Annotated in this window: 21 protein-coding genes; 8 read left to right on the top strand and 13 right to left on the bottom strand. The window is 74.2% G+C overall.

Annotated elements, in window-relative coordinates:
- Nucleotides 1-32: 32 nt before the first annotated feature.
- Nucleotides 33-1202, bottom strand: a complete 1170-nt coding sequence (gene tuf, locus ABEB07_RS17495; protein WP_176148143.1) for an elongation factor Tu — start codon at nt 1200-1202, stop codon at nt 33-35.
- A 348-nt stretch (nt 1203-1550) separates the two neighbouring features.
- Between tuf and ABEB07_RS17490 the strand changes: the two genes are divergently transcribed.
- Both ABEB07_RS17490 and ABEB07_RS17485 read left to right on the top strand, forming a co-directional pair.
- Nucleotides 1551-2372, top strand: coding sequence for a TVP38/TMEM64 family protein (locus ABEB07_RS17490; protein WP_345669180.1), 822 nt, complete (start codon nt 1551-1553; stop codon nt 2370-2372).
- A 596-nt stretch (nt 2373-2968) separates the two neighbouring features.
- On the top strand, nt 2969-3148 hold the full coding sequence (locus ABEB07_RS17485) for a hypothetical protein (RefSeq protein WP_164587939.1): 180 nt from the start codon (nt 2969-2971) through the stop codon (nt 3146-3148).
- Nucleotides 3149-3162: 14 nt separating this feature from the next.
- On the opposite strand, the gene ABEB07_RS17480 is transcribed toward ABEB07_RS17485, so the two are convergent.
- Both ABEB07_RS17480 and ABEB07_RS17475 read right to left on the bottom strand, forming a co-directional pair.
- A complete protein-coding gene (locus ABEB07_RS17480) occupies nt 3163-3903 on the bottom strand; it encodes an SDR family NAD(P)-dependent oxidoreductase (protein ID WP_345669179.1) in 741 nt (246 codons plus the stop codon).
- A gap of 67 nt (nt 3904-3970) precedes the next feature.
- A complete protein-coding gene (locus ABEB07_RS17475) occupies nt 3971-4582 on the bottom strand; it encodes a DUF4291 domain-containing protein (protein ID WP_176148145.1) in 612 nt (203 codons plus the stop codon).
- Nucleotides 4583-4762: 180 nt separating this feature from the next.
- On the opposite strand from ABEB07_RS17475, the gene lnt reads away from it, so the two are divergent.
- Nucleotides 4763-6337, top strand: a complete 1575-nt coding sequence (gene lnt / locus ABEB07_RS17470; RefSeq protein WP_345669178.1) for an apolipoprotein N-acyltransferase — start codon at nt 4763-4765, stop codon at nt 6335-6337.
- Here lnt and ABEB07_RS17465 read toward each other — a convergent pair.
- Nucleotides 6255-7166 carry a Gfo/Idh/MocA family protein gene (locus ABEB07_RS17465; RefSeq protein ID WP_345669177.1) on the bottom strand — a complete coding sequence of 304 codons (912 nt, stop codon included), beginning with the start codon at nt 7164-7166 and terminating at the stop codon, nt 6255-6257. The two genes, lnt and ABEB07_RS17465, sit on opposite strands and share 83 nt — an antisense overlap.
- Before the next feature lie 141 nt (nt 7167-7307).
- On the opposite strand from ABEB07_RS17465, the gene ABEB07_RS17460 reads away from it, so the two are divergent.
- Together ABEB07_RS17460 and ABEB07_RS17455 are read left to right on the top strand one after the other, a co-directional pair.
- Entirely contained in the window at nt 7308-7820 is a 513-nt protein-coding gene (locus tag ABEB07_RS17460; protein WP_345669176.1) for a DinB family protein, read from the top strand.
- 343 nt (nt 7821-8163) lie between these two features.
- Entirely contained in the window at nt 8164-8481 is a 318-nt protein-coding gene (locus ABEB07_RS17455; protein ID WP_345669175.1) for a hypothetical protein, read from the top strand.
- A 51-nt stretch (nt 8482-8532) separates the two neighbouring features.
- Here ABEB07_RS17455 and ABEB07_RS17450 read toward each other — a convergent pair whose 3' ends face one another.
- The 7 genes from ABEB07_RS17450 to ABEB07_RS17420 form a co-directional block, all read right to left on the bottom strand.
- Nucleotides 8533-9054: a hypothetical protein gene (locus tag ABEB07_RS17450; protein ID WP_345669174.1), complete on the bottom strand. Its 522-nt coding sequence runs from the start codon at nt 9052-9054 to the stop codon at nt 8533-8535.
- Nucleotides 9055-9246: 192 nt separating this feature from the next.
- Nucleotides 9247-9930 carry a uracil-DNA glycosylase gene (gene ung / locus ABEB07_RS17445; RefSeq protein ID WP_164589612.1) on the bottom strand — a complete coding sequence of 228 codons (684 nt, stop codon included), beginning with the start codon at nt 9928-9930 and terminating at the stop codon, nt 9247-9249.
- Nucleotides 9931-10021: 91 nt separating this feature from the next.
- Entirely contained in the window at nt 10022-11644 is a 1623-nt protein-coding gene (locus tag ABEB07_RS17440) for an ABC transporter substrate-binding protein (protein ID WP_345669173.1), read from the bottom strand.
- Nucleotides 11645-11821: 177 nt separating this feature from the next.
- Entirely contained in the window at nt 11822-12580 is a 759-nt protein-coding gene (locus ABEB07_RS17435; protein ID WP_164589610.1) for an SDR family oxidoreductase, read from the bottom strand.
- Nucleotides 12581-12592: 12 nt separating this feature from the next.
- Nucleotides 12593-13354, bottom strand: coding sequence for a 3-oxoacyl-ACP reductase FabG (gene fabG, locus ABEB07_RS17430; protein WP_345669172.1), 762 nt, complete (start codon nt 13352-13354; stop codon nt 12593-12595).
- Nucleotides 13355-13479: 125 nt separating this feature from the next.
- Nucleotides 13480-13914, bottom strand: coding sequence for a DUF3037 domain-containing protein (locus tag ABEB07_RS17425; RefSeq protein ID WP_425589023.1), 435 nt, complete (start codon nt 13912-13914; stop codon nt 13480-13482).
- A gap of 11 nt (nt 13915-13925) precedes the next feature.
- On the bottom strand, nt 13926-14690 hold the full coding sequence (locus ABEB07_RS17420) for a HipA family kinase (RefSeq protein ID WP_345669171.1): 765 nt from the start codon (nt 14688-14690) through the stop codon (nt 13926-13928).
- Between the two features lie 172 nt (nt 14691-14862).
- Here ABEB07_RS17420 and ABEB07_RS17415 point away from each other — a divergent pair, with 172 nt between their 5' ends.
- A complete protein-coding gene (locus ABEB07_RS17415; protein WP_345669169.1) occupies nt 14863-15369 on the top strand; it encodes a Rieske (2Fe-2S) protein in 507 nt (168 codons plus the stop codon).
- A 129-nt stretch (nt 15370-15498) separates the two neighbouring features.
- Nucleotides 15499-15966: a pyridoxamine 5'-phosphate oxidase family protein gene (locus ABEB07_RS17410; protein ID WP_345669168.1), complete on the top strand. Its 468-nt coding sequence runs from the start codon at nt 15499-15501 to the stop codon at nt 15964-15966.
- 27 nt (nt 15967-15993) lie between these two features.
- Here the strand turns inward: ABEB07_RS17410 and ABEB07_RS17405 are convergent, their stop codons facing one another.
- Complete coding sequence (locus tag ABEB07_RS17405; RefSeq protein ID WP_345669167.1) at nt 15994-16896, bottom strand: LysR family transcriptional regulator; 903 nt, start codon at nt 16894-16896, stop codon at nt 15994-15996.
- 74 nt (nt 16897-16970) lie between these two features.
- Between ABEB07_RS17405 and ABEB07_RS17400 the strand changes: the two genes are divergently transcribed.
- A complete protein-coding gene (locus ABEB07_RS17400) occupies nt 16971-18107 on the top strand; it encodes a DMT family transporter (RefSeq protein WP_345669166.1) in 1137 nt (378 codons plus the stop codon).
- A 396-nt stretch (nt 18108-18503) separates the two neighbouring features.
- Here ABEB07_RS17400 and ABEB07_RS17395 read toward each other — a convergent pair whose 3' ends face one another.
- Nucleotides 18504-19835 (bottom strand): aminotransferase class I/II-fold pyridoxal phosphate-dependent enzyme, encoded by a 1332-nt coding sequence (locus tag ABEB07_RS17395; RefSeq protein WP_345669165.1) that lies wholly within the window; start codon nt 19833-19835, stop codon nt 18504-18506.
- Nucleotides 19836-19858 lie beyond the last annotated feature (23 nt).

Raw genomic sequence — 19858 nt, 5'->3', positions numbered from 1 at the left:
GCGCCGGCCCGCGCTCCCCGCCGCCCCACCCCTCACTCCACCGTGGTCACCGTCCCCGCGCCCACGGTCCGGCCGCCCTCGCGGACGGCGAAGCCGAGGCCCGGCTCCAGGGGCACGTCGCGGCCGAGTTCGACCGTCATCGTGACGGTGTCCCCGGGCCGCGCGACGGCCGCCTCGCCGAGGTCGACGTCGCCGACCACGTCGGCGGTGCGGATGTAGAACTGCGGCCGGTACCCGGTGGCCACCGGTGTTGTACGGCCGCCCTCGCGCGCCGACAGCACGTACACCCGGGCGGTGAAGCGCCGCCGGGGCGCCACGCTGCCGGGTGCCGCGACCACGTGACCGCGGCGGACGGCGTCGCGCGGGACGCCGCGCAGCAGCAGCGCCACGTTGTCCCCGGCCTGCGCCTCCGTCATCGGCCTGCCGAAGGTCTCCAGGCCGGTGACGACGGTCTCCACCCCGGCGCCCAGCACCTCGACCCGGTCGCCGACGCGGACGGCGCCCCGCTCGACGGCGCCGGTGACGACGGTGCCGCGGCCGGTGATGGTGAGCACGTTCTCCACCGGGAGCAGGAACGGCGCGTCCAGGTACCGCTCGGGCATGGGCACATACGTGTCCACCGCGTCGAGCAGCGCCTCGATCGACGCCGTCCAGCGCGGGTCGCCCGCCAGCGCCCTCAGCCCCGAGACCCGGACGACCGGCACCGCGTCGCCGGCGTACCCCTGCCGGCTGAGCAGGTCGCGGACCTCCAACTCGACGAGGTCGGTCAGCTCCTCGTCGCCCGCGTCGGCCTTGTTGAGCGCGACGACGATGTGGTCGACGCCCACCTGCCGGGCGAGCAGCACGTGTTCGGCGGTCTGCGGCATGATCCCGTCGAGCGCGGAGACGACGAGGATCGCCCCGTCGAGCTGCGCGGCCCCGGTGACCATGTTCTTCACGTAGTCGGCGTGGCCGGGCATGTCCACGTGCGCGTAGTGCCGGGTGTCCGTCTCGTACTCGACGTGCGCGATGTTGATGGTGATGCCGCGCGCGGCCTCCTCCGGAGCCCGGTCGATGCGGTCGAACGGCACGAACGTGCTGGTGCCGCGCTCGGCGAGGACCTTGGTGATGGCCGCGGTCAGGGTGGTCTTGCCGTGGTCGACGTGGCCCATGGTGCCGATGTTCAGGTGCGGTTTGGTGCGTACGTACGCCGTCTTGGGCATGGCTGTACCTCGAAGCCTGGAAGCGGGAACATGCTGCGGGACCCCCGAGGACGGCCGACCCTCCCCCTGCGGGGTCCGCCGGACGATCCGGGGAGGGTCAGCTTCGGGCGCCGTCGACTGCGGCCAGGAAGACGGGGACGGCAGCCTTCGGAGCATCCGCTGCCGCGGATGCTGCGAGGACGAAGGCGTGCCGGAACATGGGTCGATCATCGCCGACCCCCCCACTGCCCGTCGAATGGTTTTCGGCGTGCGGGAATTGACGTGTCACCAGGGACGACGGCGTGTCCTGTGACAAGGGTGAGACGCACCATACGGCGATCAGACATATCCGTCGGTTAGGGTCGCAAGATGCTCGATGCCACCACCCGCTCTGGGGGCACCGCCACGGCCTCTCCCCGGGCCGCGGCGACGGAGCCCGGCGCCGCCGTGACCGCCCTCCCCGTTCCGCTCACCCTGTCCGGCCCGTCCGGACCCGTCGCATTCGCCGGGCCCGCGGGTCCGGCGGCCCGCTGCGCGAGAGTCCTGCTCTCCCCCTGGTCGCGGCTGTCCCTGCTGCTCGTCCTGCTCGCCGCCGCCGGCACGTGCGTGCTGCTGTTCCAGCCGCAGCGGCTGTTCACCGACGGCCTGCCGCCGCAACTGGGCGGCGCCGCCGCGGTGGTGGCGTTCGCGCTGGCCTACGGCCTGGGCACGGTGGCGTTCCTGCCGCGGCCGTTGCTGAACCTCGCCGCGGGCGCGCTGTTCGGCTCGCAATTCGGGCTGGCGGCCGCGCTGGCCGGTACGGTCCTGGGCGCGGGCGTGGCCTTCGGGCTGGGCCGGGTGCTGGGCCAGGACGCGCTGCGGCCGCTGCTGCGCGGCCGGCTGCTGAAGGCTGCGGACGGGCAGCTCAGCCGGCACGGCTTCCGGTCGATGCTCGCGGCCCGGCTGTTCCCGGGCGTGCCGTTCTGGGCGGCGAACTACTGCGCCGCCGTGTCCCGTATGAGCTGGCCGGCGTTCCTGCTGGCGACGGCGCTCGGCTCGGTGCCGAACACCGCCGCCTACGTCGTCGCCGGCGCCCGGGCCGCCGCGCCCACCTCGCCGGTCTTCCTGATCGCCATGGCCTGCATCGCCGTCCCGGCGGTGGCGGGCGCGGCGGTGGCCTGGCGCAAACGCCACCACCTGCGGGCCCGCTGAGGACGCCGGACACGGGTCGGGCTGGGCGCCGCTCTCGGCCACCGTGGATGCCGGGCGGGGCACTGCTCTTGGCTACCGTGGTCGTCGGGCGGGGCACTGCTCTTGGCCATGGTGATCGCCGGGCGGGGCACTGCTCTTGCTCACCGCGATCGCCGGGCAGGCCGGAGCTCTGGGCCACCGGCCACCGTGATCACGGACAGGCCGCTGCTCTTGGCCACCGTGATCGCGGACGGGCCGATGCTTTTGGCCACCGTGATCGCGGACGGGCCGATGCTTTTGGCCACCGTGATCGCGGGCGCGGCCGGGTGCCGCCGCCGTGTTCCGGCCGGCCTCCCGCTCCCCCCGTCGGCCGCGGCGCGCCTTCGGTCCGGTGGTGCGCGCCGCCCGGCTCCGCGGGCATCCCGCTGGTCACGGCGGGGTTCGCCGCCCCGCGCCCGGCCGGCCGCGGCAGGCGGGCGCCTGCCGCCGTGCCGCCCGGCCGGCGGGCGGGCGCGGCCGAGGGAGCGGCCGGGCGCAGTCGCACGGGTGACCGAGTCCCTGCGGTCTGTGTAGCCGTCCGGTAGCGCAGCGTCAGGGCTTGCCCCTAGGGTGGGGCCATGTTCCCCGATTCCATGGCCCTTGGTTCCGTGCGGTCTGCCGCCGAACTGAACGAGCAGATCCGCGCGCTCTGGCTGCGTTCGGGCGGGTCCCTGACGGCCCAGGAGCGCGCGGAGTACGAGCTGCTGGTGGTCAAGTGGGCCGCCGCCATCCGCAGCGGGGTGACCGAGGCGGCCTGAGGACCCGGCCCCGTTCAGCGGCCGCCGGACACCCGCAGGACCGCACCCGAGGCGTAGGAGGCGTCCGGGGACATCAGCCAGGCGACGGCCGCCGCGATCTCCTCGGCCCGGCCGGGCCGGCGCAGCGGAATCGTCCCGGCGGCGCGCCGGGCCCGCTCCGGGTCGCCCATCTCCTCCTGCATCTCGGTGTCGATCATGCCGGGCGCGACCGCGTTGACGCGGATGCCGTCGGGTCCGAGTTCCTTGGCCAGGCCCAGCGTGAAGGTGTCGACGGCCGCCTTCGTCGCCGCGTAGTGGACGAAGTCGCCGGGGCTGCCGAGGGTGGCCGCCACGGAGGAGATGTTCACGATCACGCCGCTGCCCCGGGGCGCCATGAGCTGCGCGGCGCGGCGCGCGCACAGCAGCGTGCCGAGCAGGTTGACGTCCACGACCCGGCGCAGGTCGGCGGTGGCGGTGTCGGCGAGGCGGCCCAGCGGTCCGGTGACGCCGGCGTTGTTCACCAGGCCCGTCACCGGCCCGAGCCGTTCCTCGGCGGTGGCGAAGAGCCGTTCGACGTCCGCCTCCACCGAGGTGTCCATCCGCACGGTGACGCTGCGCGCCCCGGCCTCCAGCACCTCGTCGGCGACGGCCTCGGCGGCCCGGGTGTCCTGGACGTATCCGATCACGATGTCGTGCCCGTCGGCCGCCAGCCGCCGGCAGATCGCGGCGCCGATGCCCCGGCCGCCGCCGGTGACGACGGTGACTAGACGTTTCATGCGGACCTCCGCTGCACTCTCGGCGCCGCCCGTCCGCCGCGCCGGCGAGACCCCCGCTGTGACGAGCCTAGGCCCGCAGATGCGCGAGCACCTCGTCGGCGAGAGGGTAGGGCCGCTCCTCGGGCAGCAGTGCGGCGGCCCGCTCCAGGTCACCCGTTCGGACCAGTGCGTGGATCTCGGCCGCGAGCGGGGTGACGTCCTCGACGCCGGTGATCCACTCGTCCGCGTACCGGGCCGCGGCCACTCCCGCGAGGCCGAGCTGGAGCGAGCGGTGGGGCAGCGCGTCGAGGCGCAGGTCGCGCTCCGGGTCCCACTGCACCCGCGCGGGCGCCTCGCGCAACCGCCGTCGCCAGGATGCGCGGTCCCCGTGCAGGGCCGGCACGTGGTGCGACAGACAGGCGTTGCGCAGCGCCCACTCGAAGCCATCCCGGCGGATCTCGACGGCGAGCACCGTCTCCTGCCCCTCCTTGGTCCCCCAGCCGCAGCGGTACATCATCCACAGGAAGGACGGCTTGATCCAGGTCATCCGGTCGCGCTTCCAGTCGGCCGGGAAGCGGCCGGTGCGGACGGCGGGGCCGCCGATCCGGGGGTGGTAGGCCTGGTAGACGGTGACCGTGGTGTCCGTGTGGCGGGCCCGGACGCGGAATCGGGGCTCCGGTGCGACGTGTTGATCGTTCACCCTCCCACGATCGGCCCGGCCGCCCGGCCGGTGCCACCGAATATCCGCCGGGGCGGCCGCCGTGGCGAAACCCCGCCCCCGCCCCGTCGGCGGTCGCCGCCTGTCCGGAAATCCGCCGGGCGCGCACACTGGAGCCGTCCGCGGGGTAGCCGGAGCCGGCCACGGGTAGGAGGGCGCCCTATGAAGATCTTCGGCCGCTGGCTCGTCTCCCCGTGGCGCCGTTCGGTGCTCGCCGTCCTCGCGGGGGCGCTGCCCGTGTTCGCCTTCCCCGCGCCGTCGTGGTGGTGGTTCGCGTACGTCGCCCTCGTGCCGTGGCTCCTGCTCGCCCGCACGGCGGCGACCGGGAGGCGGGCCGCGTACGACGGCTGGTGCGGCGGCCTCGGCTTCATGCTGGCCGTGCACCACTGGCTGCTGCCCAGCCTGCACGTGTTCACGGTGGTGCTCGCCGCGCTGCTCGGCGCGCTGTGGGCGCCGTGGGGATGGCTGGTGCGGCGGTTCCTCGGCGGAACGCCCTCGGCGGGGCGGGCCGCCGCCGCTCTCCTGGTGCTGCCGTCGGGCTGGCTGGCCGTCGAACTGGTCCGGTCCTGGCAGGGTCTGGGCGGGCCCTGGGGGATGCTCGGGGCCAGTCAGTGGCAGGTGGCGCCGGCGCTGCGGCTCGCGTCGGTCGGCGGAGTGTGGCTGCTGAGCCTGCTGCTGGTGGCCGTGAACGTCGCCGTCGCCCTGCTCGTCGCCGTCCGGGCGGCGCGGACCTGCGCCCTGGCCGGGCTGCTCGCCACGGCGGCGGCCACCTCGGCGGTCTGGGTGTGGGCGCCGCGCCCGGACGTGGACGGCCGGATCCGGATAGCCGTCGTCCAGCCGGGGCCGGTCGACGGGGCGGACAGCCCGCAGCGGCGCTTCGACCGCGAGGAGCGGCTGACCCGGGCCCTGGCCGGACAGCGGGTGGACCTGGTCGTCTGGGGCGAGAGCAGCGTCGGCTTCGATCTGGCCGACCGGCCCGACATCGCCCGGCGCACGGCGGCCCTCGCCCGGGAGGTGGGCGCCGACGTGCTGGTCAACGTGGACGCCCGCCGCTCCGACCGGCCCGGCATCTACAAGAGTTCCGTCCTGGTCGGCCCGGACGGGCCCACCGGCGACCGCTACGACAAGATGCGGCTCGTCCCGTTCGGCGAGTACGTCCCGGCCCGCTCGCTGCTCGGCTGGGCGACCTCGGTCGGCAAGGCCGCCGGCGAGGACCGCAGGCGGGGCACCGGGCAGGTCGTGATGGACGTGGGGCACGGGCTGCGCGTCGGTCCGCTGATCTGCTTCGAGACGGCGTTCCCCGACATGAGCCGGCACCTGGCCGCGGACGGCGCCGACGTGCTCCTCGCCCAGTCCTCCACCGCCACCTTCCAGCACAGCTGGGCCCCCGAGCAGCACGCCTCGCTCGCCGCGCTGCGCGCCGCCGAGACCGGCCGTCCCATGGTGCACGCCACCTTGACCGGCGTGTCGGCCGTCTACGGGCCGAACGGGCAGCGCGTGGGCTCCTGGCTCGGCACGGACGCGAGCACCGCACGGGTGTACGACATGCCGAAGGCGCACGGGACCACCCCCTACGTCCGCTTCGGCGACTGGCCGGTGCACGCGGCGCTGCTGGTGCTGGCCGCGCTGTGCGTGACGGAGGGCGTCCGCCGGGTCAGGCCGCGCCGGAGTGCTCCAGCACTGTCCGCACCACCCGCTCGCACAGTTCGTGAGTCTCCAGCGCGTCCCGGGCGCTGAGCACCTTCCCGGCGCGCACGGCGTCGAGGAAGGCCAGCACGGCCTGTTCGATCCCGCGCTGCCGGGCGACCGGCACCCAGTCCCCGCGCCGTCGCACGGTCGGCTGGCCCTTGTGGTCGACGGTCTCGGCGAGGTTGAGCACCTGGCGCTTGGTGTCCTGCCCGGAGACCTCCAGGATCTCCTCGGCGGAGCCGCTGAGCCGGTTCATGACGCCGAGCGCGGTGAACCCGTCCCCGCCGAGCTGGAGCACGACGTGGTGCAGCAGCCCGTCGCGCAGGCGGCCGCGGACGGTGACGTCGTCGACCGGGCCGGGCGCCAGGAACCGCAGCGTGTCCACGACGTGGATGAAGTCGTCGAGGATCATCGTCCGGGGTTCCTCGGGCAGCCCGACGCGGTTCTTCTGCATCAGGATCAGCTCGCGCGGGTGCTCGGCGCACTGCGTGTAGCCGGGCGCGTGGCGCCGGTTGAAGCCGACCATGAGCGAGACGCCGCGCTCCTCGGCGAGCGCGACCAGGCGGGCGGAGTCGGCGAGTTCGTAGGCGAGCGGCTTGTCGACGTACGTCGGCACGCCCGCCTCCAGCAGCCGGCCGACGATCTCGGGGTGGACGGCGGTGGGCGCGTGCACGAAGGCGGCGTCGAGGCCGGCGCCGAGCAGCGAGTCCAGGTCGGCGTGGCGCTGCGCGGCGGGCAGACGGAGACCGTCGGCGACCCGCTCCAGGGTCGCGGGCGTGCGGGTCTGCACGTGCAGTTCGACCTCGGGCCGCGTGCCGAGGACCGGCAGATAGGCCTTCTGCGCGATGTCGCCGAGTCCGATGCAGCCGACCTTCACGTGCTCTCCCTCACCGCTCGTGCGCGTCCGCCGCGCACCGCCGTCCCGTCCCGCGCGCACACCGCGCCGGTCCGCACGGCAGCATACGGCGACCGCGAAAAGGTGTGGTGCGGCGGTCTCGGTCAGGACAAGATCGGGGGCATGACGACCGAGCGCAGTGAGCCCGCCCAGAACGCCGACGAACGCACCATGCTGGAAGGCTGGCTCGACTACCACCGGCAGACCCTGGCCTGGAAGTGCGAGGGGCTGAGTGACGAGCAGTTGCGCACGGCGCCCCTCCCGCCGTCCGAGCTGTCCCTGCTGGGCCTGGTGCGGCACATGGCGGAGGTGGAGCGCGGCTGGTTCCGCGCCGTGCTCACCGGCGAGGACGCCGCACCGATCTACTTCTCCGACGAGGACCCCGACGGCGAGTTCCACCTCACCGAGGCGGACACCTGGGCCGAGGCGTACGCCGCCTGGCAGGGCGAGATCGAGGCCGCCCGCCGCAACGCCGCGGGACTCGGTCTGGACGACCTGTCCAAGGGCCGGGGCAGGCGCAGCGGCGAGCCGTTCAACCTGCGCTGGATCTACACCCACATGATCGAGGAGTACGCCCGCCACAACGGCCACGCGGACCTCGTCCGTGAGCAGATCGACGGGGCGACCGGGGACTGACGGCCCTGGCGACTCCGGCGGCCCCGGCGGCCGTACCGCGGCGGGCGGAGAACGACGGTCCTATGAGGTGTACGGCGTCACCTCGGCGCCTCGCGCGCACTCGGTACGGTGCGAGAGGTCACCCGTGCGGGGCATCATCCGCCCGTCGGGCGCCCGCGGGCGGCGCGGACCGAGCAGAGTGGCGCGGGTGCATCGAACGACCACCGCAACGCTTCTGGTGACCGTGGCGGTCTCGGCCCTCACCGGCTGCGTCACGGTCCATCGAACCCCCACGTCCGGTCCGGGCGCGGCCCCCGCCGGGCAACCGGCCCCGCGACCGGAGGGCGTCACCGGGCGAGGAGCCGTGCAGGCCCCCGCCCGTGAGGCGCTGGGCCGCGTCGGACCGTCCCCGGACCGGGGCCCGGCTCCGACCAGGGGCACGACGGACTCGTCCGCGGAGCCGCGCCGCCCCGCGGCGCCGGCCGCGCCGAGCCGCCACCCGCGCCTGCCGCTGCCCCGGCACGACTACACCCCGTACGTCCCGCGCGTGCCGCACGCCGACATCCCCGACGTCGGCCACGCGGTGCCGGGCAACGCCGACGTCTGCGACCTCGGCAGGGAGTACGGCCACTGGTCGGCGGACAGCCCCCAGTCGAGGATCTGCGGGCAGGCGTACCGCTGAGCCGTCGGCGGACCCGGCGCACGGAGCAGCACGGTCCGGCTGCCGGGGGCGCTACGCCGGCCGGCGGGGCGGTTCCGGTTCGCCCGCGGCGCCGGGACCGGGCTCGCCCAGCCGCAGGGCCAGCCGGTGGATCGCCGCGCGGACGCCGTCGCCGTAGCTGTCGTCGGCCAGCGCGCCGGCCGCGCCGCGCGCCTGGTGGAGATGGGTGCGGGCGGCCTCCGCGCGGCCGAGCTTGGCGTAGTCGGCGGCCAGGTTCAGCTGGAGGGACGGGTACAGGGCGCGGGCCGCCGCCGTGTCCTCGGGCCCGGCGGGCCGGCCGTCCGTGAGTTCCCGGGCAGCCGACAGCGCCCGCAGGTCCCAGGCCAGTTCGTCCACCGGGTCGTCCTGGGTGTCGGCCATGTAGTGGGCCAGCGTGCAGCGGGTCAGCGGATCGCCGTCCTCGCCGATCTCCCGCCACAGGTCGAGGAACCGCGTCCGGGCCTCCTCCCGGTCCCCCGCGTGATGCAGCATCACGCCCTGCCCGATCCGTGTCCTCACGACGTCCGACGCCGTCCGCTCCTGCCGTTCGGCCACCGTGCCCTCCAGCCCTGTCCCCGACCCGACCCTCCGACGCTAGGGCCTGACCGGCGCAACCCGGCGCAGACGCGTGCGAAGAACACTCCGCCGCCCGCCCCGGGTCCGGCGGCCGGGACCGGACCGCGTACCCGGCCGGTTCCCGGGACCGGTCCCGCGCCCCCGTCGCGAAGCCGTACGCGGTGCGCCGCCTCAGCCCAGGTTCGGGATCCGCCAGTCGATCGGCTCGTGGCCCTGGGCGGCGACCGCCTCGTCGATCTGCGTGAACGGGCGCGAGCCGAAGAATTTCTTCGCCGACAGCGGCGAGGGGTGCGCCCCCTTCACCACCACGTGCCGGCTCTCGTCGATCAGCGGCAGCTTCTTCTGCGCGTAGTTGCCCCACAGCACGAAGACCGCCGGGTCGGGCCGCTCGGCCACCGCGCGGATCACCGCGTCGGTGAACTTCTCCCAGCCGCGCCCCTTGTGGGAGTTGGCCTCACCGGAGCGGACCGTCAGCACCGCGTTGAGCAGCAGCACGCCCTGCTCGGCCCACGGCATCAGGTAGCCGTTGTCCGGAACGGGCGTGCCCAGCTCCTCGTGCATCTCCTTGTAGATGTTGCGCAGCGACGGCGGGACCCGCACACCCGGCCGCACCGAGAAGCACAGCCCGTGCCCCTGACCCTCGCCGTGGTACGGGTCCTGCCCGAGGACGAGCACCTTCACCTTGTCGTACGGCGTGGCGTCCAGCGCGGCGAAGACCTCCTCGCGCGGCGGGTACACCGGTCCCTTCGCCCGCTCCTCCTCGACGAACTCGGTCAGCTCCTTGAAGTAGGGCTGCTGCAGTTCGTCGCCCAGAACCCCGCGCCAGGACTCGGGCAGCATGGCGATGTCGGTCACGTCAACGTCCTCACGATGTGCGGTCACTTCCAGGTTCTTGAACCTACAGGCGACCACTGACAACGCCGCCGCGCCCCCGGGAACCGGCCGCCTACCAGCTGGTCTTGCGGTACAGCTCCCACATGGTCATGATCGAGGAGGGGTCGAGCGCGCGCTCGCCGCCGGAGATGTCGTCGGTGGCGGCCACGTACTGCCTGCCCTGCCACAGCGGCAGCAGCCGCGCGTCGTCCACCAGGACCTGCTGGGCCTGCTCGAACTCCTTCACCACCGCCGCGCGGTTGCTCTCGCGGCGCGACTCGGGCAGCAGCACCTTGGTGATCTCGGGCGCCGTGTACGGCGTGCCGAGCGCGTTCTGCCGGCCCACGAACGGGGCGATGAAGTTGTCCGGGTCGGGGAAGTCCGGGGACCAGCCGCGTCCGAACACCGGGTACTCCCCCTTCTGGTAGCCCACGACGTAGGTCTTCCAGGGCCGGCCGCGCAGGGTGATCGTGAACAGGCCGGATGCCTCCAGCTGCCGCTTGAGCTCCTGGAACTCCTCGGCGGTCTCGGAGCCGTAGCGGTCGGTGGTGTACCAGAGGGTGAGCGGCACCTTCTGGTCGATGCCCGCGGCGGAGAGGATGCGGCGGGCCTTGTCGGCGCTGGGGTCGCCGAAGTCGTCGAAGAAGCCGGTGGTGTGGCCGGTCAGCCCCTTGGGGACCATGGAGTACAGCGGGTCGACGGTGTCCTTGTAGACGTTGTGCGCGATGGCCGCCCGGTCGACGATCTGGGCGACGGCCCTGCGCACGGCCGGCTTGGCGGCCCACGGGTCCTTCGGGTTGAACACCAGGTAGCTGATGTCGGCGCTGGAGCCCTCGACGAGCTGGAGGTTCTCCGCGCCGTTGCGCTGGAGGGTGACGACGTCGTCGGCGGCCAGGCCGCGGTAGGTCACGTCGATCCCGCCGTCCCGCAGCGCCTTGACCATCGTCGCCGAGTCCTGGAAGTAACGGATCGTGACAGCATCGTTTCTGCGCTGGGCGTACCCCTTGTAGTGGCCGTTCTTGACCAGCTCGGCCCGCTTGCCCTCCTCGTAGGACTTCAGGGTGTACGGGCCGGAGCCGAAGACCTGGCTGTCCTTGCGCAGGGAGTGGGCGGAGTAGTCGTCGGGGTCGACGATGGACATGGCCGGGGCGGCCAGTACGAACGGGAAGGTGGCGTCCGGCTTGTTGAGCCGGAAGACGATGTCCCGGCCGTCGACCGCCTGCACCTGGTCCAGGCTCCCGAGCAGGCCGGCCGGGCCGCCGGCGACGTTGATGCTCCTGATGCGGTCGATGGAGTACTTCACGGCCTGCGCGTCCAGCGTGTCGCCGTCGGCGAACTTCATGCCCGCGCGCAGCCGGCAGCGGTAGACGCGGTTGCCCGTGTCGGTGAAACGGCAGCTCTCCGCGGCGTCGGGCTGGGGCGTCGTGGCGCCGTTCGGGTAGGCCAGCAGGGTCTGGTAGATGTTGCGGAACAGCTCCCAGGAGCCGTCCCAGGAAGCCGCCGGGTCCAGCGTGGTGGGGGCGCTGGTGGTGCCCACCACGATCGGCTTGCTGGTGTCCGGGCCGCTGTCGGAAAGGACGCCGCACCCGGCCACCAGGCTTATGGACGCGATCGCCGCCGCCGGTTGCAGGCATCGGTTCCGGTTGAACACGCGCACGCTCCTCGATCCGCCGTACCACAAGGGTCGGCAGACCATACCGCGCGTCGTCGCCCGGTGAACCCGCCTTGCGCACGGTCTTGATCAGCGTGTGACTGACTACGTTGTCACCCTCCGTCCGAGCTCCGTCCGGGCTCCCGTACGACGACGTCGGGGCCGTTTCCGTCAAGGGCGGCGGGGAAATCCTCACCGAACGGAGACGGCCCCGACGGCCGGTCAGCCCACTCCGGCGTTGAGGAAGATGCCGCCGTCGACGACCAGCGTCTGACCGGTGACCCAGTCGGACTGCTCGGAGGTGAGGAAGGCCGCCGCGCCGCCGATGTCGGACGGGACGCCGAGCCGGCCGAGCGGGTAGGACGCCGCCGCCTCCGCCTCCCGGCCCTCGTAGAGCGCCTGCGCGAACTTGGTCTTCACCACGGCCGGGGCGATCGCGTTGACCCGCACCCGCGGCGCGAACTCGTGCGCGAGCTGCTGGGTGAGGTTGATCATCGCGGCCTTGCTGACGCCGTAGGCGCCGATGAACGGCGAGGGGGCGAGGCCCGCGACCGAGGCGATGTTGACGATCGCGCCGCCGTTCTCCTTCTGCCAGGCGTGCCAGGTGCGCTGGGCGAAGCCGAGCGCGGAGAGCACGTTGGTGTCGAAGACCTTGCGCGCCACGTTCAGGTCGAGGTCGGCGATCGGGCCGAACACGGGGTTGGTGCCCGCATTGTTGACCAGGTAGTCGACGCGGCCGAACGCCGCCATGACGCGCTCGACGGCCTCGGCCTGGTGCGTCTCGTCGTGCGCCTTGCCGGCGATGCCGATCACCCGGTCGGCGCCGAGCCGGTCGACGGCCTCCTTGAGGGCGTCCTCGTTGCGGCCGGTGATGCACACCCGGTCGCCGCGGGCGACCAGGGCCTCGGCGACGCCGTAGCCGATGCCGCGGCTGGCGCCGGTGACGAGGGCGACCTTGCCGGAGAGTTCCACGGAAGTCATGTGACCGATCCCCTAGTCGAGCGGGCCGCCGGCCACGTACAGCACCTGGCCGGAGACGAAACCGGCCGCGTCGCCGGTGAAGAAGGCGATGGCGTTGGCGATGTCCTCGGGCTCGCCCACGCGCTGCACCGGGATCTGGGTGGCGGCGGCGGCCTTGAAGTCCTCGAAGCCCATGCCGACGCGCTCGGCGGTGGTCTTGGTCATCTCGGTGGCGATGAAGCCGGGGGCGACGGAGTTGGCGGTGATGCCGAACTTGCCCAGTTCCTTGGCGAGGGTCTTGGTGAAGCCCTGGAGACCGGCCTTGGCGGCGGAGTAGTTGACCTGGCCGCGGTTGCCGAGCGCGGAGGACGAGGAGAGGTTGACGACCCGGCCGAAGCCCGCGTCCACCATGTGCTTCTGGACGGCCTTGGTCATCAGGAACGAGCCGCGCAGGTGCACGTTCATGACGGTGTCCCAGTCGGAGACGCTCATCCTGAACAGCAGGTTGTCGCGGAGCACGCCCGCGTTGTTGACGAGGATGGTCGGCGCGCCCAGCTCCTCGGCGATGCGCGCGACCGCCGCCTCCACCTGCGCCTCGTCGGACACGTCGGCGCCGACCGCGATGGCCCGGCCGCCGGCCGCGGTGATCTTCTCCACGGTGTCCTTGCAGGCCGCCTCGTCGAGGTCGATCACGGCGACGGCACGGCCCTCGGCCGCCAGTCGTACGGCGGTGGCGGCGCCGATGCCGCGCGCGGCGCCGGTGACGACGGCGACCCGCTGGTCAGTGGTGGACATTTCTGCTTCTCCTCGCCCTTGAGAGAACCCGGTCTGCGGTGAGCGACCGCTTAGTACCTTCGGTAGACGTGACGCTAGAAGCCTTGGCACCCGGTGTCAACGGGACACCGGGGCGGTGTGATCCATTACCTCACCAGGAGGTCCAGCAATCGTTCCGCCTCGGCGGCCGGGTCGGTGGTGAGACCGGTGTGCACCGGGCCGGGCTGGACGATCGTGGAGCGGGGCGCGACCAGCCAGCGGAACCGCCGGCCGGCGTCGTCGCCCGCGGCCTGCCCGGCGGCGGGCCCGCCGGCGCACACGTGCTCGACGGCGTCGAGCGCCGCGCGCACCCCGGGCACGTCGACGGCCGGGTCGAGGGCGCGCAGCCGGGCCGTGTCGAGGTGGGTGCGGGCGCCGACGTAGCCCTGGGCGCGGCAGTAGACGAGCACGCCGGCGTTGACGCACTCGCCGCGCTCGACGCGCGGGACGACGCGCAGCAGCGCGTACTCGAACACGTCGCGGCCGCCGCCCTGGCCGGCCCGGATGATGTGCCGCTCGCCCGCCTGGCGGCCGCCGAGGATGTGGTGGTCGCTCACTTCGCCCCTTCGAGGCCGTTGACGCGTTCGTGGATGACGGCGGCGCGGGCCAGCAGCGGCCGCGCGTAGGCCCGTCGCAGGTCGTCGGGTGTGTCGAAGCCGGGTTCGCCGTCCAGCCAGACGTCCGGGACCTCGGCGGTCACCTCGGCGAGCAGGTCCTCGGTGACCAGCGGCGCCAGCTCGGCCGCCGCGGCCGCGACCTCGGGCCCGAAGCGGGCGAGGGCGTGGTCGGCGGCGTCGTAGGGGCGGGCGGCGGAGGCTTCGGCGCCGGGCCAGTTGTGGTGCCAGATCATGGTGGCGCCGTGGTCGATGAGCCACAGCTCGCCGCGCCACCTCAGCAGGTTGGGGTTGCGCCAGGACCGGTCCACGTTGTTCACCAGCGCGTCGAACCAGACGATCCGCCCGGCCTCCCGCGCGTCCACCGGAAAGGCGAGCGGATCGAAGCCGAGCGCGCCGGAGAGGAAGTCCATGCCGAGGTTGGCGCCGCCGCTGGAGCGCAGCAGTTCCTGCACCTGCTCCTCGGGTTCGCCGAGCCCGAGCACCGGGTCGAGACCGATGGTCACCAGCCGGGGCACCCGCAGGCCCAGCCGGCGGGCGAGTTCGCCGCAGACCACCTCGGCGACGAGCGTCTTGCGGCCCTGTCCGGCGCCCGCGAACTTCAGGACGTACGTCCCGAAGTCGTCCGCCTCGACCAGCCCCGGCAGCGAGCCGCCCTCGCGCAACGGCGTGATGAAGCGGATCGCGTCGACTTCCTTCAGCATCGCCCCAGGTTACTCGGGGGTCGTCCGCCGGCCGCCACGCCGTCTGAACGTCCGGCGCCCGCGAGCCGTACCTGTGTGCGGGTCACGGGCTCGGCGCGCGCGAGGTGTGAGCGCGCGGGTCCGGGCGCGGGACCCGAGACCGGTTCACGAAGTCCGCGAAGGGAACGTCGGCATGACCAGCGAATCGCTTCACTCCCAGGGGGCGCCGGCCCGCCGCACGGTCGTGGCGGCGGTGGGCGGTGCGGGCCTCGCCCTCGGGCTCGGCGCGTGCGGGTCGGGTGGCTCGGACGGGGCGGAGGGGGCCGGTGGATCGGGCGGGGCCGGTGGATCGGGCGGGACCGGTGGGTCGGGCGGCGGGCCGTCGTCCGGCGCGGGCGCGGCCGGTTCCGGCGGCGGTGTCCTCGCGCGGACCACCGACATCCCCGAGGGCGGCGGCAAGGTGTTCGCCGCGCAGGGCGTGGTGGTCACCCAGCCGGTGAAGGGCCGGTTCGAGGCGTTCTCGTCGGCGTGCACCCATCAGGGCTGCGCGGTGAACCGGGTGGCGGACGGCGTGATCAGCTGCCCCTGCCACCGCAGCGAGTTCTCGGCCGCGGACGGCGGCGTCAGGAAGGGACCCGCGACCCGGCCACTGCCCGCCAGGGGCATCTCCGTCACCGGGTCGGAGATCAGGCTGACGTGACGAACCGTCCGGCCGCCGTTGCGTGAGCGGGCGGGGGGCCTCATCCTCGGGAGGACGTCTCCCGCCGGCGAGGACCGGCCCCGGCACGCCGCCGGGGACGAGGGAGACGACAGGACACGAGGGGGTCGGATGACCGTCGCGCAGCGCCGGGGCCGCAAGATCATGATGACGCCGGCCGAGCTGGACGAGTTCCTCGCCGCCGAGCGCACCTGCCGGGTCGCGACGGTGTCGGCGGGCGGCGCACCGCACGTGAGCGCCCTGTGGTTCGTGTGGGACGGCGCCTCGCTGTGGCTGTACTCGGTGGTGCGCAGCAGACGCTGGGCCGACCTGCGCCGCGATCCGCGGGTGGCGATAGTCGTCGACACGGGCGAGGAGTACGACCGGCTGCGCGGCGTGGAGCTGTCCGGCGCGGTGGAGTGCGTGGGCGAGACACCGCGCACCGGCGAGCTGCGCGCCGAACTCGACCTGCCCGAGACCCTGTTCGCCCGCAAGTACTTCGGCCTGGAGGAGATGCCGCACGACGGCCGGCACGCGTGGCTGCGGCTGACACCGGAGAAGACCGTCTCCTGGGACTTCCGCAAACTCGGCGCCGTCTAGAGCCTCACGTCGTCGGGGGCCGCGGTCTCAGGCGGCCCGCTCCCCCGCCGCCCGCAGCGCGTCCACCGCCGCGCGGATCGAGGGACGGCGGTCGGCGTCGGCGCGCCACACGGCATAGACGTGCCGCCGCACCGCCTGCCGCACCGGGACCGTCCGCACCCCGTCGGGCAGCGGCCCCCGGCCGAGCCGTGGCGCGACGCACACGCCGAGGCCCGCGGCGACCAGGGCGAGCTGGGTGGCGTGCTCCTGGGCGCGGTGCGCGACACGCGGTTCGACGCTCTGGGAACGCAAGGTGTCCAGCAGCCACTCGTGGCAGAACTCCGCGTCGGCCCAGGTGATCCAGTCGTCGTCGGCGAAGTCCTCCAGCGCGGCTTCGGCGCGGTCGGCGCAGGGGTGGGTGGCGGGCACGGCCACGTCGACGGGGTCGTCGAGGACCGGGGCGCGGGTGAGGCCCTCGGGCACCGGCAGCGGCTTGTTGTACCAGTCGAGGACCAGGGCGAGATCGACGTCGCCGCGCTGCACGGCGCGCAGGGCGGGCGCGGGCTCCACCTCGGTGGTGGTGACGGTGAGGCCGGGGTACCGGGTGCGCAGCTCGGCCAGCGCCGGCGGGAACAGGCCCCGCGCGGCGGTGGGGAACGCGCCCAGCCGCAGTTCGCCGACCACCTGTCCGCGCCGGGCCTCCAGATCGGACTGTGCCAGCTGGACCTGGGACAGGATGCGCGCCGCGTGCTCGGCCAGCAGCCGGCCCGCGTCGGTGAGGCGGACGCCCCGGCCGTTCCTGGCCAGGAGCTGCTGGCCCACCTCGCGCTCCAGCTTGGCCATCTGCTGCGAGACGGCCGAGGTCGTCACGTGCAGTCCGTCGGCCGCGCCGCTGACCGAGCCGTGCCGGGCGAGGGCGTCGAGGGTGCGCAGGCGCTCCAGGTTCAACATGTAAGTGATGCTACGAGATACCGGGCTCGAATTCTCGATTGTGCTACGAGGTCGGTGCCGTGCATCGTACGACCATGAGCACCGCGACCGCCTCCTCACCGTCATCGTCACCGTCCGCCCCGCCCGAACGGGCCGGCCGCCGCCTGCACTGGCGGGCCCGGTTCGCCTTCCTCGCGCTGGTGTGGGGCTTCAGCTACCTGTTCATGAAGGTGGGCACGCGCGGCTTCGCGCCCTTCCAGGTGACGCTGGGGCGGCTGCTGTTCGGCACCGCGGTGCTCGCGGTGGCGATGGCCGTGAAGCGGGAGCGGCTGCCGCGCGGCGCCCGCACGTGGGGCCATCTGGCGGTCGCGGGGTTCCTCCTCAACGCGCTCCCGTTCTCGCTGTTCGCGTACGCGGAGCTGACGATCCCCTCCACCCTCGCCGGCATCTGCAACGCGACGTCGCCGCTGTGGGGCATGGCACTCTCGCTCGTCGCCCTCTCGGAGGACCGCCCGACCCGGGTGCGGGTGGCCGGTCTCGGGCTCGGCTTCCTCGGGGTGCTCACGGTGCTGGGCGCCTGGCAGGGGTTCCAGGGCCTGGACGCGGGAGGCACGGCGATGGCCCTGCTGGCCTCGCTGAGCTACCCGGTCGGCTGGATCTACGTCCGCCGCACCCTGGCCGGCTCCGCCGAGTCCCACCTGTCCCTGACGGGCGGGCAGTTGCTGCTGGCCACGGTGCAACTCGCGGTGGTCACCCCGCTGTTCACCGAGGTGCCGACCAGCCTGTCGGTGGGGCCGCTGCTGGCGATCGCCGCGCTGGGCGCCCTGGGCACCGGTTTCGCGATGCTCGTCCAGTACGGCCTGGTCGCCGAGGTCGGGCCGACGACGGCCCAGATGGTCACCTACTTCGTCCCGATCATCGCCGCCACGGCGGGGGTCGCGGTACTCGGCGAACACCTGAGCTGGTCCACCCCGGTCGGCGCGGTCGTGGTCCTGGCGGGAGCGGCCCTGACCCAGGCCCGCCGCCCCGGAAACGGCGACCGCTCCGCCCGTACGGCACGGGAGGAGGCGGTGCGCGCGACGGCGGACGGGGCGGCGCGGACCGCGAAGGACGGGGTGGTGCGCACCGCCCCGGACGAGTCGGCGCGGACCGCGACGGACGAGCCCGTACGCATCGCACCGGGCGAGCCGGTGGGCGCCGTGCCGGAGATGCCCGCACCCGCCACGCCGTAGAGGTCCGTCCGGGCCGGGCCGGCGAGGGCGGCCCGGAGCGCCTCCGTCCCGGCGGGAGGCCCCGTCCATCCCGCCGCTCGGACGACGGGCCGCCCGGCGTAGCACGACCGCCCGGCGGCGAGCCGTCCCCCACGGGACGTGCCCGCCGCCGGGCGGTCGTCGCACGTGGGACTGGGGCATACGGGACCGACATGCGCGAGGCCGGCGCACACGGGACCGACGCACGCGGGACTGGCGCTCACGGAGCCGGCGCACGCGGGGCCGACGCACACACGTGACGCGCTCTCCGGCGGGAAAGCGATCCCCGCCGACGGCCCCGCCCACACGTCTGCCTTCCCGGAGGCACCGACGCTCCCCCACCGAACAGAACTCCCAGCCCCCCGCCGGTCCCGCCCCCTACACGTACCCCCGCGCAGGCGCGGGCCCCAGCGCGGCGGCCACGGCGTCCGCCAGCCGCTCGGGCTCGCCGTCCCGGAGCGTGGAGACGGTGATCCGGATTCCGGGGGGCGCGCTCAGCCGGAAGCGCGCGCCGGGGGCGACGGCCCAGCCGGCGTGCAGCAGCCGGGCGACGGCTCCGGTCTCGTCCGGCACGGGCACCCACACGTTCATCCCGCTGCGCCCGCGCGCGGCGACGCCTCGCTCGGCCAGCGCGCCGATCAGCGCCGCGCGCCGTCTGCCGTACTCCGCCGCCACCCCGCGCGCGGCCGACGCCCCGTCCGCCCACAGCAGCACCACGGCCCGTTGCAGCAGCAGGCTCACCCAGCCGGAGGCGAGCCGCTGCCGGCCGCGGACCCGGTCGACGGTGACCTCGTCCCCGGTCAGGACGGCCAGGCGCAGGTCGGGGCCGTAGGCCTTGGCGACCGACCGGACGAAGGCCCAGTGGCGGGTGACTCCGGCGAGCGGGTGCAGGGGGAGGTCGACGATGCCGTGGCCGTGGTCGTCCTCGATGAGCAGCGTCTCCGGGTACTCGGCCAGCACGGCCCGCAGGGCACGCGCGCGCGGGGCGCTCACCGCCGCGCCGGTCGGGTTCTGCGCCCGGTCCGTGACGATCAGCGCGCGTGCGCCGTCCGCGAGGGCGCCGCGTACGTCGTCGGGCAGCGGCCCCTCGTCATCGACCCGGACGGGCACCGCGCGCAGCCCCAGCGCCGGCACCAGGTCGAGCGTCCGCCCCCAGCCGGGATCCTCCACGGCGACCGTGTCGCCCGGCTTGAGGTGGGCCGCGAGGACCCGCTCGACCCCGTCCAGCGAGCCGGACAGCACGGCGAGCGGCCCCGGCGGCACCGCGTCGGCGTCCAGCCCGGCACGCGCGACGCGTTCCAGCTCCGGGTCCACGGGCCGGTGCCCGTACAGCACCGGCTCGCGGTCGCCGCGGGCCGCCGCCTCGGCGAACACCGGCGCCAGCGGCGGCAGCAGCGCCGGGTCGGGGCTGCCGGCCGACACGTCCCGCACCCCCTCGGGCACGTCCACGCGGATGTGGTCCCGCCCGGTGGTGGCGGGCGCGGGCCGCACCCGGCTGCCGCGGCGGCCGGCGGTCTCGATGACCCCGCGCTCGCGCAGCACCCGGTACGCGGCGGCGACGGTGTTGGGATTGACTCCCAGTTGGGTCGCCAACTCCCGCATGGGTGGCAGTAGTTGACCCGGCTCCAGGTCTCCGCCGCCCACCGCGCGTTCGACGCTCGCGGCGATCTCCGCCGCACGCCGCCCCTCGATCCGATATCCTCCTAGCACAAACCACATTATGCACTAGTGCA

This window comes from Streptomyces similanensis (assembly GCF_039543625.1).
Classification (GTDB): domain Bacteria; phylum Actinomycetota; class Actinomycetes; order Streptomycetales; family Streptomycetaceae; genus Streptomyces; species Streptomyces similanensis.
The sequence above is the reverse complement of the archived record's forward strand: the minus strand, read 5'-3'. Positions and strand labels throughout refer to the sequence as shown.

Coding starts and splice junctions, on each gene's coding strand:
- tuf (WP_176148143.1), bottom strand. CDS start 1,202: ATGCCCAAGACGGCGTACGTACGCACCAAACCGCACCTGAACATCGGC.
- ABEB07_RS17490 (WP_345669180.1), top strand. CDS start 1,551: ATGCTCGATGCCACCACCCGCTCTGGGGGCACCGCCACGGCCTCTCCC.
- ABEB07_RS17485 (WP_164587939.1), top strand. CDS start 2,969: ATGTTCCCCGATTCCATGGCCCTTGGTTCCGTGCGGTCTGCCGCCGAA.
- ABEB07_RS17480 (WP_345669179.1), bottom strand. CDS start 3,903: ATGAAACGTCTAGTCACCGTCGTCACCGGCGGCGGCCGGGGCATCGGC.
- lnt (WP_345669178.1), top strand. CDS start 4,763: ATGAAGATCTTCGGCCGCTGGCTCGTCTCCCCGTGGCGCCGTTCGGTG.
- ABEB07_RS17460 (WP_345669176.1), top strand. CDS start 7,308: ATGACGACCGAGCGCAGTGAGCCCGCCCAGAACGCCGACGAACGCACC.
- ABEB07_RS17440 (WP_345669173.1), bottom strand. CDS start 11,644: ATGGTCTGCCGACCCTTGTGGTACGGCGGATCGAGGAGCGTGCGCGTG.
- ABEB07_RS17435 (WP_164589610.1), bottom strand. CDS start 12,580: ATGACTTCCGTGGAACTCTCCGGCAAGGTCGCCCTCGTCACCGGCGCC.
- fabG (WP_345669172.1), bottom strand. CDS start 13,354: ATGTCCACCACTGACCAGCGGGTCGCCGTCGTCACCGGCGCCGCGCGC.
- ABEB07_RS17420 (WP_345669171.1), bottom strand. CDS start 14,690: ATGCTGAAGGAAGTCGACGCGATCCGCTTCATCACGCCGTTGCGCGAG.
- ABEB07_RS17415 (WP_345669169.1), top strand. CDS start 14,863: ATGACCAGCGAATCGCTTCACTCCCAGGGGGCGCCGGCCCGCCGCACG.
- ABEB07_RS17410 (WP_345669168.1), top strand. CDS start 15,499: ATGACCGTCGCGCAGCGCCGGGGCCGCAAGATCATGATGACGCCGGCC.
- ABEB07_RS17405 (WP_345669167.1), bottom strand. CDS start 16,896: ATGTTGAACCTGGAGCGCCTGCGCACCCTCGACGCCCTCGCCCGGCAC.
- ABEB07_RS17400 (WP_345669166.1), top strand. CDS start 16,971: ATGAGCACCGCGACCGCCTCCTCACCGTCATCGTCACCGTCCGCCCCG.